Source organism: Novosphingobium sp. FKTRR1 (assembly GCF_020404405.1).
GTDB lineage: Bacteria > Pseudomonadota > Alphaproteobacteria > Sphingomonadales > Sphingomonadaceae > Novosphingobium.
On the sequence record NZ_JAIZDA010000002.1, the window covers coordinates 15177 to 29099 of the forward strand.

Below are 13923 nucleotides of genomic sequence, written 5' to 3' on the forward strand. Positions count from 1 at the left end.
GGAGACAAGCCGCATGCAGCTTTCCGTCCTCGATCTGGTGCCGATCATCGAAGGGGGCAGCGTGGGCGCAGCGCTGGAACAGGCGGCAGAACTTGCCCGCACCGCCGAAGCGCTTGGCTATCATCGCTATTGGGTAGCCGAACACCACGGCATGGAAGGTATCGCCGGGGGCGCGACCGCGGTGGTCCTGGCCCATGTCGGCCATGCCACTTCGACGATACGCATCGGCGCGGGCGGCATCATGCTGCCCAATCACAGCCCGCTGGTCATTGCCGAGCAGTTCGGCACGCTGGATGCGCTGTTTCCGGGCCGCGTCGATCTGGGTCTTGGCCGCGCGCCGGGCGCCGACCAACGCATCGTCCAGGCACTGCGCAAGGAAGTGAACCGCGCCGCGGAAAACTTCCCCAACGACGTGGTAGAACTGCAATTGCAGTTCACGGGCGACGCGCGCCTGCCGCTGCAGGCAACGCCCGGTCTTGGCGCGCGACCACAGATGTGGATTCTGGGCTCAAGCCTGTTCGGTGCGCAACTGGCGGCGATGCTGGGTCTGCCGTTCGCCTTCGCCTCGCATTTCGCACCCGATCACCTTGATGCGGCGCTGACGCTCTACCGCGACCGCTTCACCCCATCTGCCACGCTCGACCAGCCGCATGTCATGGCCGCGATCAACGTGCTGGCCGCGCCGACCGACGAGGAAGCCATTCTGCTGGCCAGTTCGATGGACCAGTCGTTCGTGCGCCTGCGCAGCGGCTCGCCCGGACGCCTGCCGCCGCCGATCGCGGGCTATCGCGACAGCCTGCCACCGCCCGCTCGCGCGATGCTCGACCACATGCGCCAGGTCAGCGCCATCGGCAGCGTGGCGACGGTCGCCGAACGGCTCGCCGCATTTCAGGCACGCACGCGGGCCGACGAACTGATCGTTGCCGGGGCTACATTCGATCCGGCAATGCGCCGCCGCTCACTGGCGCTGACGATGGAGGCCGTGGCTCTGTTGACCGCCGAGTTGGCCGCTTGACCGGCGCTTTAGACGTTTGCAGGCCTTAGGCGTTTCGCCGGAGCGAGGACCGACATCGCCGCTTAACATTCGCAGGCCTACAGTGGCTCGGGGCGAGCTTTGAGTAACAATTGAGCTTGTCTTGGAATGAATGATGCGAGATATTGTTAGATAATAATAGGCGCTGATAATGATTGCGCCGCGTGGATGCAGGACCGAACGCCATGGCCACAATTTCCAGACCCGGACCAACCCTTTCCGGGAGTGATAGTGTCGATCTTGCGACGGTCCTCGCCCAGCGTCTCGAAGCCTCGCTGCTGCCCGAAGAAGCGGCCGAACTGCCCGCGGGGCGGCTGGCCAGCGCCGCGCAATTCGTTTGCGAGGCAGCCCGGCTGCGCCCCGGCGCCGACGCCGCGATCGCCATCGACAGCGTGTCGGGCAACGATTCGGCGGCGCGCTATCTGCGGATCGCGGTGATCAACGACGACCAGCCGTTTCTGGTCGATTCGATCACTGCCGCCATTTCCGCGCAAGGGCTGGCGATCGACCGGCTGATTCACCCCATCGTTGCGGTGCGCCGCGATCCGTCGGGCTCCCTGATCGATCTGCCCGATGGCGATGCCATCGGCGAGCGCCGCGAATCGATGATCTACCTTGAAACCGAGCGCGCCGATGCCAAGGCCCGCCGCGATCTGCTGACCGCGCTTCGTGAAACGCTGGCCGATGTCCATGCTGCGGTCGAGGACTGGCCGCTGATGCAGGCGGCGATGCAGCGCGATGCCCGCAGCCTGCCCGATCAGGAAGGCGCGGCCTTGCTCCGCTGGCTGGCCGAAGGGATGCTGACCCAGTTGGGCCACGTCACTCGCCTGCGCGAAGCCGGACCGAATAACGGGACGACGGCCTTGCTGGCCGACGCCTTGGGCATCTGTCGCGCCAGCCCCGAGCCGTTGCTGTCCGATGCCTCGTGCGAGCGCGCCTTTGCATGGTTCGACCACGCGGGCGAGCGCGGGGCCGATGCCGTGCGCGCGCCGCTGGTGCTCAAGGCCAACCGGCTGTCGCGCGTGCATCGTCGGGTACCGCTGGACTTGTTCGTGGTGCCGGTGGTCGAGGCGGGCCGCGTGGTTGCCTTGTCGATCCACGCCGGGGTGTGGACCAGCGCTGCGCTGGCCAGCTCGCCCGATCGCGTGCCACGGATGCGCAGCCAGCTTGACGCGTTGATCGACCGGCTGGGCGTCACACCCAATGGCCATGCCGGAAAGGCGCTGATCCACGCGCTGACGGCACTGCCGCACGATCTGCTGATCAGCTTCGCCGACCCTGATCTTGAGCGCGTCGCCACAACGATGATGAGCCTGGTTGACCGCCCCCGCCCACGACTGGTGCTGGTGCAAGGCCCGCTCGCCCGCCACCATTTCGCCTTTGTCTGGCTGCCGCGCGACACCCAGTCGACCGACATCCGGCTGAAGGTGCAAGCCATGCTGGAAGCCGCGATCGGCGCCGAAGCGGTCGACTGGAGCCTGCAAGTCGATGGCAGCGCACTGGCGCTGATGCGCTTCGTGTTCGACACGCGCGACAACGCCGTCGAGCCCGACGAAACCGCGCTCGACGCGACGCTGCAGGCGATGGTGCGCGGCTGGGCCGGTGCGGTCGAAGCCGAGCTGGCCAAGACCGAAGACCCCTCGCGCGCGGCGGCCATCGCGGCGCGCTACGCCGATGCGTTCCCGATCGGCTACCGCCATGGGGCCGGGGCGGCCGAGGCGGCGCGCGACATCCGCGTGCTGCGCGGCCTTTCCGGCAACGACGCGCCCCGGCGCGCGGCGCGTCTGCATCGCCGCGCGGGCGACGAGGGGCTGTGGCTCAAACTGTACCAGCGCGAAGGCGCCATCGTGCTTTCCGATGCCGTGCCGGTGCTGGAAAACTTCGGCTTCCGCGTGCTGGAGGAAGTGCCAACCGCGCTTGATCGCGGGCGTATGGGCTTCATCCACGACTTTCTGGTCGCCCCGCCTGCCGCGACGCAGGGCGACGCGTTGCTCGAACGCGGGCAGGTGATCGAATCCGCCTTGGCCGCCGTACTGAACGGTGCGGCCGAGGACGATGCCTTCAACCGGCTGATCGTTGGGGCCGGGCTGGGCCTGCGCGAAACCGGCTGGTTGCGCGCGTGGTATCGCTATTTGCGCCAAGCCGGGATGACCTTCGGGATCGAAACCGCGGTCGATGCCCTGCGCCGCGCCAGCGGCGTCACACGCGGGTTGGTCGATCTGTTCGAGGCGCGGCACGATCCGGCGTTCATGGGCAATCGCAGCGCCGCCGAGGCGCAGGCGACCGACCAGATCCGCCTCGCTCTGGCCGGGGTTGCGGCCATCAACGACGACCGTCTGCTGCGCAGCTTCCACGCGCTGGTCGAGGCGATCCTGCGGACCAACGCCTTTGCCCCCGCCGGGCGCGAGGCGATGGCCTTCAAGCTCGATTCGGCGCTCGTCCCCGGACTCCCGCGTCCGGTGCCTTGGCGCGAGATCTTCGTTTATGCACCGCGGGTCGAGGGCATCCATCTGCGCGCAGGGCCCGTGGCGCGGGGTGGCTTGCGCTGGTCCGACCGGCGCGATGATTTCCGCACCGAAATCCTTGGCCTGATGAAGGCGCAGCGCGTGAAGAACGCGGTGATCGTCCCTACCGGCGCCAAGGGGGGATTCTATCCCAAGCACCTGCCCGACCCGGCGCGCGACCGCGAAGGCTGGCTGGCCGAAGGTCTGGCGAGCTATCAGGTGTTCATCCGCACCTTGCTTTCAGTCACCGACAACATCGTCGATGGCAAAGTCGTCCACCCCGATCAGGTGGTGATCCGCGATGGCGAAGACCCTTATTTCGTGGTCGCCGCCGACAAGGGCACCGCCACCTTCTCGGACGTGGCCAACACCATCGCCCAGTCGCGCGATTTCTGGCTCGACGATGCTTTCGCCAGCGGCGGGTCGAAGGGCTATGACCACAAGGCGATGGGCATCACCGCAAAGGGTGCATGGCTGTCGGTGCGGCGCCATTTCCTTGAGCTTGGCACAGATGTGCAGACGCAGAGCGTCCGCGTGGTCGGCTGCGGCGACATGTCGGGCGACGTGTTCGGCAACGGCATGCTGCTGTCGCAGGCGATAAAGCTGGTGGCCGCGTTCGATCACCGCCACATCTTCCTTGATCCCGATCCCGATCCGGCCAAAAGCTGGGCCGAGCGCGCACGCATGTTCGCGCTGCCCCGGTCGAGTTGGGACGATTACGACAAGGCGCTGATTTCGGAAGGCGGCGGGGTGTTCCCGCGGTCACTGAAGGCGATCCCGCTGTCGCCGCAAGTGCGCGCGATGCTGGGCGTCGACGTGGCCGAGGTCGATCCCGAGACGCTGATCTCACTGATCCTGCTCAGCCCCGCCGACTTGCTGTGGTTCGGTGGCATCGGCACCTATATCAAGGCATCGGGCGAGAACAACGTCAGCGTCGGCGATCCGACCAACGATGGTTTGCGCGTTTCGGCTTATGAAGTGCGCGCGCGCGTGATCGGCGAGGGCGCCAATCTGGGCATGACGCAGGCAGCCCGGATCGAATTCGGACTGCACGGCGGACGCTGCAACACCGACTTCATCGACAATTCGGCCGGCGTCGACTGTTCGGACAACGAGGTCAACATCAAGATCGCGCTCGCCTCGGCCAAGCGTGCCGGGCGTCTGACCGAGGACGATCGGGTCACGCTATTGCAGGCGATGACCGACGAAGTGGCTGCGCTGGTGCTTGAGGACAACCGGTTGCAGGCGCTGGCGCTGTCGATCGCCGAACATGGCGGCGCGGCAGCGGTGCCTGCCTGGTCGCGCCTGATCGACGTGCTGGAAGAAGCGGGCGACCTTGACCGCAAGACCGAAGGACTGGCGCCGGCCGAGGACTATGCGCGCCGGGCAGCAGCCGGACAGGGCCTGACCCGCGCCGAACTGGCGGTCTTGCTGTCGAGCACCAAGCTGGCGCTGCAACACGCGCTGGAGGACAGTCCGGTGGTCGACGATCCGGTGCTGGAGGCCGAGTTGTTCGCCGCCTTCCCGTCGCAGATGCACGAGGCCTTTGCCGACGACATTGCGCACCACCGGCTGCGGCGCGAGATCATCGCCACCAAGCTGGCCAACCGTATCATCAACCGGCTGGGGCCGGTCCATCCGTTCGAACTGGTCGAGGAAGAAGGTTGCACGCTGGCGCAAGTGGCAGCAGCCTTCGTCGCCGCCGAACGCCTGCTCGACATGGCCGACACATGGGCCATGCTCGACACCGCCGAAATGCCCGAGCCCTTGCGCATCGCAATGTTCGAGCGTGTCTCGCGCGGTCTTCGCGCCCATGTCGCCGATGTACTGCGCGCAGGGCGCGGTACGCTGGCACCGGACGACCTGATCGAGGATCTGGCGGGCGGCGTCGGGCTGCTGTCGCACACGGCGGCCGAACTGTTGCGCGGCGAAGCGCAGGCGCAGGCCCGGCGCATGGCGCAGGATCTGACCGCAAGCGGCATTCCCGCCGACATCGTCGCGCGGGTGGTCCACGTGTTCGACATGGATGGCGCAATCGGCCTGGCGCATCTGGCAGGGCAACTCGACGTCGACGCGGCAGCGCTGACCGGCGCTTTTGCCGACCTTGGCGCCGGACTTGGTCTCGATTGGGCGCAGCAGGCCGCCAGCCGGATGAACCCGTCCGATCCGTGGGAGCGGCTGCTGGTGGCGGGTCTGGCCCGCGATTTCCAGCAGATGCGGCTGGACTTCCTTGCGCGTGCAGGCGGCGCCGATCCATCGGCGTTCGTGAGCAAGTGGCTGGACGTCCATGCCGCGCCGGTGCGCCAGTTCCGCGCGCTGATCGGCCGCGCGCAAGCGACTGGCGCCATCGCACCGGCGATGTTGGCGCAGCTTGCCAGTCAGGCGCGCACATTGTTGTCGCGCTAAAGCTGTTCCGGCCCGGACAAATTTGCCCGGGCCGGTTGACGCAGGCCTCGTTTTGCCCAAATCGACCGCTGCAACAGGCAGGAGATGCGATGTGGGCGAAGCAATTGCGGATCGGGCAGATGTCATCATCGTCGGCGGTGGACACGGCGGTGCACAGGCGGCGATCGCGTTGCGCCAGAACGGCTTTTCCGGGTCGATCCTGCTGATCGGGCGCGAGCCTGAAATCCCCTACGAACGCCCGCCACTGTCGAAGGAATACCTCGCCCGCGACAAGACGTTCGACCGCATCTGCATCCGCCCCGCGCAGTTCTGGACCGACAAGAACGTGACCATGGCGCTGGGACGCGAGGTGGTCGCAATCGACCCCGTCGCCAAGACGGTCACGCTCGGCGATGGCGCGATCGTGGCCTATGGCTCCTTGATCTGGGCAACCGGCGGCGATCCCCGTCGGCTGAGCTGCGCAGGGTCCGACTTTGCCGGCGTACACGGCGTACGCACCCGCGCCGATGCCGACCGGCTGATGGCCGAACTCGATGCCGGGGCAAAGCGGGCCGTGGTCATCGGCGGCGGCTACATCGGCCTTGAAGCCGCAGCCGTGCTGACCAAGCTTGGCGTGCATGTCACCTTGCTCGAAGCGCTGCCGCGCGTGCTGGCGCGGGTTGCGGGCGAAGCGCTGTCCAGCTTCTATGAGGCCGAGCACCGCGCGCACGGCGTCGATCTGCGCACCAATGTGACCGTCGATCATCTTGTCGGTGCCGATGGCAAGGTCACAGGGGTCAAGCTGGCCGATGGCACGGTCCTGCCCGCCGAGATCGTGATCGTCGGCATCGGCATCATCCCGTGCGTCGCGCCGCTGCTGGCGGCGGGCGCTGCCGGGGGCAACGGGGTCACCGTGGACGAATTCTGCCGTACCTCGCTGCCCGGCATCTATGCCATCGGCGATTGCGCGGCCCATGCCAACGGCTTTGCCGAAGGCGCGACGATCCGGCTCGAATCGGTGCAGAACGCCAACGATCAGGCGACCACCGCGGCCAAGGCGATTCTTGGCGATCTGGTGCCCTACAAGGCGACCCCATGGTTCTGGTCGAACCAGTATGACCTCAAGCTCCAGACCGTCGGCCTATCGACCGGGCACGATCGGGCGGTGCTGCGCGGCGATCCGGCCACCCGCTCGTTCTCGGTACTCTACCTCAAGGCGGGCAAGCTGATCGCGCTCGATTGCGTCAACATGGTCAAGGACTATGTCCAGGGCCGCAAGCTGGTCGAAGCTGGCGCGGTGATCGCGCCCGAAAAGCTGGCCGACGCCTCGGTGCCGCTCAAGGAACTGGCATAGCCTCTGCGATCCGGTCCATGGCCCAACTGGCAGCGTCGGCCACCGCCGGGTCAGGATCGGCCAACAAGCGGTGTGCGGCCATGAACAGCGCGGGATCGCGGCTATTGCCTGCCGCGTAAAGGCAGTTGCGCACGAACCGGTCGCGCCCGATCCGCTTGATCGGCGATCCGGCAAACACCGCGCGGAACGCTGCATCGTCAAGCTGCAACAGGTCGGCCAGCCGGGGTGCCGCCAATTCGGCGCGCGGCAGGAACGCGCGGTTGGCCTGGCCTGCGGTGGCAAAGCTGTTCCACGGACAGACCGCCAGACAATCGTCGCAGCCATAGATGCGGTTGCCCAGCGCCGCGCGGAACTCGACCGGGATCGGCCCCTTGTGCTCGATCGTCAGGTACGAAATGCAGCGCCGCGCGTCGAGCCGGTAGGGCGCGGGGAAGGCATTGGTCGGGCAGGCGGACTGGCAGGCGGTGCATGACCCGCAGCGGTCAGCATGCATGCCATCGGGCGTGAACGGCAATGTGGTGTAGATCGCCCCCAGAAACAGCCACGAACCCGCCTGACGCGAGACGAGGTTGGTGTGTTTGCCCTGCCAGCCGATCCCGGCGGCCTGCCCCAGCGGCTTTTCCATCACCGGCGCGGTGTCGACGAACACCTTGACCCCGGCCCCCGGCGCTTCGACGACGAGCCACCGCGCCAGCGCCTTGAGCGCCCGCTTGACCACGTCGTGATAGTCCGCGCCTTGGGCATAGGCCGAGATGCGCGCGCGGTTGGGATGCGCCGCCAGCGCCAGCGGGTCGGCAGCGGGGGCATAGCTCATCCCCAGCGCAATCACGCTGTGCGCTTCGGGCCACAGCGAGCGGGGGCCGCGCCGGTGGTGCTGGCGCGTTTCCATCCACTCCATCGTGCCGTGGCAGCCTTCGCCCAGCCATTGCTCCAGCCGTTCGGCGCGCAAGGGCTCATCTTCGGCTGACGCGATGCCGCACGCGACAAAGCCCAGCCGCCTCGCCTCGCGCTTCAGCCGCGTGGCCAGATCGCCATGCCCAAAGGTGTCCGCAGAATTAACCAAACTTGCTGTCCCGGATGTTCACCGCCATGCCATAGCCGCATTGCCATGAAAATGGACGCGACAAGCAGCTTTTTGAAGGAACGCCCGGTAGTGGCGATGTTCAGCGATAACAGGTCGACCGAATCGAGCGCCGAACTGGCGATAGAGGCACGCGGGTTGGTCAAGCGCTTCGACGGCTTCACCGCGGTCGATGGCGTCGATCTGGCAGTGCCGCGCGGGTCGATCTTCGGTATCCTTGGCCCCAACGGCGCGGGCAAGACCACCACCTTGCGCATGTTGCTGGGCATCATCGACCCCGATGAGGGCTATCGCCGCGTGCTCGGCCACGAACGCCCCACCGAGATCGCGCGCCGTATCGGCTATCTGCCCGAAGAGCGTGGGCTCTATCCTTCGATGAAAGCGTATGAGGCGATTGCCTTTCTTGCCGCACTGCGCGGGGTGCCGCTGAAAGAAGGGCGCAAGCGCGGCCGCGAATTGCTGGAGGAAAACGGCCTCGGGTACGCCGCCGACCGCCAGATCCGCCAATTGTCAAAGGGCATGGCGCAGCAAGTGCAATTGCTTGGAACGCTGGTCCACCAGCCCGAACTGGTCGTGTTCGACGAACCTTTCTCCGGCCTCGATGCGCTCAACCAAGGCAAGTTGGAGCGGGTCATCCGCGATCTGGCGGCGCGCGGCACGACGGTGATCTTTTCCACCCACGTCATCGCCCATGCCGAACGGATGTGCGATTCGATCGCGATCATCGCCGGGGGCAAAGTGCCGTTTGCCGGGCCGGTCGATGCCGCCCGTGACCGGCTGCGCCCGCAAGTGCGGCTCGAAACGCGCGACCTGGACGGTCCATGGCGAGCGGTCTTTCCCGCAGACGCCCGGCTTGAAGGCAAGTTCTGGCACTTCACCCTGCCCGAAACCGGAGTCGAGCCGCTGTTACGCGCGCTGATCGAGGGCGATGCAGGCATCCTGTCGCTGTCGATCGAGCGCCCCGGACTGCACGATGCCTTCGTCGCCATCGCCGGAGAAGCCGCCGCGCGCGCGCTGGAGGAAAACGCTGGGGAAGAAAACGCCGGGCAAGAGGAGATGCGCTGATGCTGCTACCCGACGCCATGACCGAACGCCTGCGCGCCGCATGGGTCATCGCCCGCCGCGATTTCGTGGCGGTGGTCTTTTCCAAAAGCTTCATCTTTTTCCTGCTCGGGCCATTGTTCCCGCTGGTGATCGGCTTTGTCGCAGGATCGATCGGTGCGACGGTGCAGCGCGATCTCGACCGGCCAGTGGTGGGCGTGGCGCTGCCAGCGCATGAAGGCGACCGGCTGGTGATGGCGCGCGATGCCATGGCCGACAAGCTGGGTGGCCTGCCCGAATTCGTCGTGCTTGACCGGTTGCGTGCAGACGAGCGGTTCGATGCCCGCGCGGTTCTGCGCAATGGCCGGATCGCGGCGGTGGTTGGCGGCTCGCTTGCGGCTCCGATTTTGACCGGAACGCGTGAGCGCGTGGGCGAATTGCGCGGGCCGCTGTCGCTGCTGGCCGCGCGTGCGCAAGCTGGCGGGGCGGAGACCTATCCGCCGGTCAAGGTCGATCTGCTGGCCACCAGCGCCGCGCGCGAACGCGATGGCCGCGTGCTGACCGCGCAGGCCGGACAAGTGCTGCTGTTCCTTTTGACCATGCTGCTGGCGGGCATGGTGCTGTCCAACCTCGTTGAGGAAAAGGCCAACAAGATCATCGAGGTACTCGCGGCCTCCATCCCCATGGACGCGCTGTTTCTGGGCAAGCTGTTCGCCATGCTTGGCGTCAGTCTGGCGGGCATTGCGGTGTGGGGCACCGGCTATGGCGTGCTGGTGCTGGCAGGCGCAAAATCGATGCCGGTGCTGGCCGCACCCGCCGTCGGCTGGCCGCTGTTCCTGACTTTGGGCTTCCTCTATTTCGCGATGGCCTATTTGCTGCTGGGGTCGATCTTTCTGGCCATCGGCGGGATGGCCAATACCGTGCGCGAGGTACAGACCTTGTCGATGCCCGCGACCATGATGCAACTGGTCGTGTTCTTCCTCGCCAGTTTTGCACTGGCACGGCCGGGTAGCTGGATCGAGACGGTGTCCACCGTGTTCCCGGTAAGCTCGCCCTATACCATGCTGGCCCATGCCGCGCGCGACACTGCGCTGTGGCCGCATCTGGTGGCGCTGATCTGGCAGGGCCTGTGCGTTGTGCTGATGATCCGCTTCGGTGCACGCCTGTTCCGCCGCACGGTGATGAAGTCGGGCCCGGCGCGCGGGCGCAAAGCGAAGAAAGCGATAACCGCGCCCGCGTGAGACTGCCATTATTGACACGCATGTAGGTTGCATGGATAGTACCCGGGAGAGGGCCGCAGCGACGGCCCCCACCCCGGAGGATTCTGATGGCCACGCAACTCGCCCCCGAAGCCGCGTTTTCCTACACCACGTCGCCGGTCGCCTACCTTGCTTACGAGGAATGGCTGGCCAAAAACCCGGATGCGCGCCCGGTGCACACGCACCCCTGGGACGTCAGCCGGTCCGACATCTACGCCAACGATACCTGGCAGCCGATCTTTGCCGAAATGCGCGCACAGGCGCCGATCAACAAAGTCACCGGTACCCCCTATGGCGATTACTGGAACGTGGTCAGCCACAAGGCGATCGTTCATGTCGAATCGCTGCCCGAGCTCTTTTCCTCGTCGTGGCGCAACGGCGGCATCACCATCGGTGATCCCCCGGCCGATATGGACCCGGCCCTGCTCGAAGAACGCCAGTTGCCGATGTTCATCGCGATGGACCGGCCCGAGCACACCGGCCAGCGCCGCACGGTCGCCCCGGCCTTCACCCCCACCGAAATGCTGCGGATGGAGACCGAAATCCGCACCCGTACCGCGCAAGTGCTCGATTCGCTGCCGTGGGGAGAACGCTTTGACTGGGTCGATCGCGTCTCGATCGAACTGACCACCGGCATGCTGGCGATCCTGTTCGGCTTTCCGTGGGCCGATCGGCGGCTGCTGACGTTCTGGTCGGACTGGGCTGGCGATGTGGAATTGACGCTGGCGCGCGATCTGTCGGAACAGCGCTTTGCCATCCTTGGCGAGATGGCCCACTACTTCCAAAAGCTGTGGATCGAGCGGATGGGCAAGGCGCCCTCGCCCGACCTCATCTCGATGATGATCCATTCGCCCGCGATGAACCACATGAGCCCTCAGGAATTCATGGGCAATCTGGTGCTGCTGATCGTTGGTGGCAACGATACCACGCGCAACACCATGTCGGGCATCATCCACGCGCTCGACCGTTTCCCCGACCAGCGGGCCCTGCTTGAAGGCGATGCATCGCTGATTCCCAACGCGGTGCAGGAATGCATCCGCTTCGTCACTCCGCTGTCGCACATGCGCCGCACCGCCACCGCCGATACCGATCTGCTGGGGCACGAGATCAAGGCCGGCGACAAGATCATCATGTGGTACTTGTCGGCCAACCGCGATGAAACGGTGTTCGCCGATGCCGACAAACTGATCGTCACGCGCGAGAATGCCCGGCGCCATCTGTCGTTCGGACATGGCATTCACCGCTGCGTCGGGGCGCGGCTTGCCGAATTGCAACTTCGTGTTCTGCTCGAAGAAATGCGCGAGCGCCGCATGCGCGTACGCGTGGCGGGCCCAGTCGAACGGGTGCGCGCCAACTTCGTGCACGGTTTCCGCAAGATGGAAGTGGAACTGGAAAAGTTCTGATCGCCCGGGCCTGACCAATCCTAACAATTGCTGACAGGCCCGGTCAGCACCGGTTCAGGCGGGCGGGACTAATCAGGTCTCGTCCCGCCGGCAGGTGCCCTGTCTGCCCCCCCCCAACGCCTGCCAGCGGGACATCACCACGTACCACCTTGCGCCACCCGGCGATTGCGAACAGGCTAGCGTGATGACAGACAACTTTCCCGCCGCCCTTTCCGTCCTGAGTCGCCGTCGTGCGCTGGGATGGTTCGTTGCTGGCAGCGTTAGCGCCATGGCCACCGCCTGCGGGGCAAAGCCTGTGGCTGCAGGCAACTTTCCGGTTCATCACACCGATGCCGAATGGCGCCGCCTGCTGACCCCCAAGCAATATTACATCCTGCGCGAACAGGGCACCGAGCGGCCATTCAGTTCGGCCCTGCTCAACGAACACCGCAAGGGCACCTTCGCCTGCGCGGCCGATGGTAATCCGCTGTTCTCCTCGGCGACCAAGTTCGACAGTGGCACCGGCTGGCCCAGCTTCTGGCAACCCTTGAAAGGCGGCGTCGGCACTTCGACCGACACCTCGTTCGGCTCGGTCCGCACCGAGGTTCATTGCCTGCAGTGTGGCGGGCATCTCGGCCACGTGTTCGATGATGGTCCCCCGCCCACCGGCAAGCGCTATTGCATGGATGGCGATGCGCTCCGCTTCGTTCCCGCCTGATCAGCTCCCAGCGCGGCGCCTCCGTCGATTCTGGATTACTCACATGCCGTATTAACGGTTCCCGCAACGCCTCCGGTGTGGCAAGCGGGCGCCGCCGATGCGCCTGACCCACGTCCTCCTGCTTGCCACCATCGCGATGGCCACGGTCATCCCGCGTGAGGCGACGCCGGACCTCTATGCGCCCGGAACAATGTGGCGGACAGACGTGTTCCCGGCACTGCGACAAGGTCCGCCCATAGCCGGCCTTGGGCCCTTCACGCTGATCGGCGCGTGGGAGTTGCATTCGCGCCAGCAACAGTTCGGCAACTTTTCGGCGCTGGGCTTGCGCGCTGACGGCTCGATGGTGGCGTTGAGCGATCGCAGTGCGGTTCTGTTCCTTTCCCGCCCGGATCGTCCCGGGCCTTGGCACGCGCGTTCCAAGGTGGTGCGCGTGCCCCTCGCCAGCCCTGATCTCAATTGGGGCGATGGCGAATCACTGATCATCCTGCCGCACAGCGACAACCTGCTGATGATCGATGAGGGCACGCCCGAAATATTCGAATTCACGCCGAAGCTTCGGATCGTGGGCAAGCGGGTGATCCCGGCCTTGAGCGAATGGAGTCCGAATCAGGGACCAGAGGCTTCGGCACTGCTGGCTGATGGCCGCACCGTGATGCTGCAGGAAGGTTATACCAGCCTGTTCACACGGACCGACCACGGCGGATTCATTTTCAAAGGACTGCCCCGCACCGGCGAATCGCCCCGCCGCTTCCGCCTGGTCATGCCGCCGGGCTATCGCCCGACCGAACTGGCGCGGCTGGGCGACGGGCGCTTGCTGCTGCTGGGGCGCAAGTTCACGCTCGGCGGCTTTCGCAGCCTGATCGCTCTGGTCGATCCAGCGACGATTCGCCCCGGCGCCACTGTGACACCGCGCGTTCTGGCGCACATCACCGACCCACGGGTGCGCGACAACTACGAAGGCATGACCGTTACGCGCGAACCCGATGGCGCCAGCGCTGTCTGGCTGATCTCGGACAGCAACGACATGGTGTGGCTCCAGCGGACGCTCCTGCTCAAGCTACGGTTCGCGCCGGACAGGCTCTGATTGCCGGATTGGACGCAAGCAAAAGGCCCCGCCGAAGCGAGGCCCATGCTTGCAGGCGCGCCAAGCAGTCCGGGACCAGCCC

General features: G+C 66.1%; 9 protein-coding genes. 8 read left to right on the forward strand and 1 reads right to left on the reverse strand.

The window, feature by feature from the left end; genetic code table 11:
- Positions 1-13 precede the first annotated feature (13 nt).
- The 3 genes from LDN95_RS01865 (at position 14) to LDN95_RS01875 (ending at position 7276) form a co-directional block, all read left to right on the forward strand.
- On the forward strand, positions 14-1015 hold the full coding sequence (locus LDN95_RS01865) for an LLM class flavin-dependent oxidoreductase (protein WP_226015934.1): 1002 nt from the start codon (positions 14-16) through the stop codon (positions 1013-1015).
- A 203-nt stretch (positions 1016-1218) separates the two neighbouring features.
- Entirely contained in the window at positions 1219-5943 is a 4725-nt protein-coding gene (locus LDN95_RS01870; protein ID WP_226015935.1) for an NAD-glutamate dehydrogenase domain-containing protein, read from the forward strand.
- 91 nt (positions 5944-6034) lie between these two features.
- Positions 6035-7276, forward strand: coding sequence for an FAD-dependent oxidoreductase (locus tag LDN95_RS01875; protein WP_226015936.1), 1242 nt, complete (start codon positions 6035-6037; stop codon positions 7274-7276).
- Here LDN95_RS01875 and queG read toward each other — a convergent pair.
- Entirely contained in the window at positions 7260-8339 is a 1080-nt protein-coding gene (gene queG, locus LDN95_RS01880; protein WP_226015937.1) for a tRNA epoxyqueuosine(34) reductase QueG, read from the reverse strand. The genes LDN95_RS01875 and queG overlap by 17 nt on opposite strands.
- Positions 8340-8435: 96 nt before the next feature.
- Here queG and LDN95_RS01885 point away from each other — a divergent pair, with 96 nt between their 5' ends.
- The 5 genes from LDN95_RS01885 to LDN95_RS01905 all read left to right on the forward strand — a co-directional run bounded on the left by LDN95_RS01885 (position 8436) and on the right by LDN95_RS01905 (position 13841).
- A complete protein-coding gene (locus LDN95_RS01885) occupies positions 8436-9422 on the forward strand; it encodes an ABC transporter ATP-binding protein (RefSeq protein WP_226016281.1) in 987 nt (328 codons plus the stop codon).
- Positions 9422-10639: an ABC transporter permease gene (locus LDN95_RS01890; RefSeq protein ID WP_226015938.1), complete on the forward strand. Its 1218-nt coding sequence runs from the start codon at positions 9422-9424 to the stop codon at positions 10637-10639. Before LDN95_RS01885 ends, LDN95_RS01890 begins: the two co-directional genes overlap by 1 nt.
- Positions 10640-10725: 86 nt before the next feature.
- Positions 10726-12060, forward strand: a complete 1335-nt coding sequence (locus LDN95_RS01895) for a cytochrome P450 (protein ID WP_226015939.1) — start codon at positions 10726-10728, stop codon at positions 12058-12060.
- A 184-nt stretch (positions 12061-12244) separates the two neighbouring features.
- Positions 12245-12757, forward strand: a complete 513-nt coding sequence (gene msrB / locus LDN95_RS01900) for a peptide-methionine (R)-S-oxide reductase MsrB (protein WP_370631634.1) — start codon at positions 12245-12247, stop codon at positions 12755-12757.
- Positions 12758-12854: 97 nt separating this feature from the next.
- Positions 12855-13841 (forward strand): esterase-like activity of phytase family protein, encoded by a 987-nt coding sequence (locus LDN95_RS01905; RefSeq protein ID WP_226015940.1) that lies wholly within the window; start codon positions 12855-12857, stop codon positions 13839-13841.
- Positions 13842-13923 lie beyond the last annotated feature (82 nt).

What these genes read in the sequence shown, in the direction of transcription:
- LDN95_RS01885 (WP_226016281.1), top strand. Translation starts at nt 8,436, where the DNA reads ATGTTCAGCGATAACAGGTCGACCGAATCGAGCGCCGAACTGGCGATA.
- LDN95_RS01905 (WP_226015940.1), top strand. Translation starts at nt 12,855, where the DNA reads ATGCGCCTGACCCACGTCCTCCTGCTTGCCACCATCGCGATGGCCACG.
- LDN95_RS01865 (WP_226015934.1), top strand. Translation starts at nt 14, where the DNA reads ATGCAGCTTTCCGTCCTCGATCTGGTGCCGATCATCGAAGGGGGCAGC.
- LDN95_RS01890 (WP_226015938.1), top strand. Translation starts at nt 9,422, where the DNA reads ATGCTGCTACCCGACGCCATGACCGAACGCCTGCGCGCCGCATGGGTC.
- LDN95_RS01895 (WP_226015939.1), top strand. Translation starts at nt 10,726, where the DNA reads ATGGCCACGCAACTCGCCCCCGAAGCCGCGTTTTCCTACACCACGTCG.
- LDN95_RS01870 (WP_226015935.1), top strand. Translation starts at nt 1,219, where the DNA reads ATGGCCACAATTTCCAGACCCGGACCAACCCTTTCCGGGAGTGATAGT.
- msrB (WP_370631634.1), top strand. Translation starts at nt 12,245, where the DNA reads ATGACAGACAACTTTCCCGCCGCCCTTTCCGTCCTGAGTCGCCGTCGT.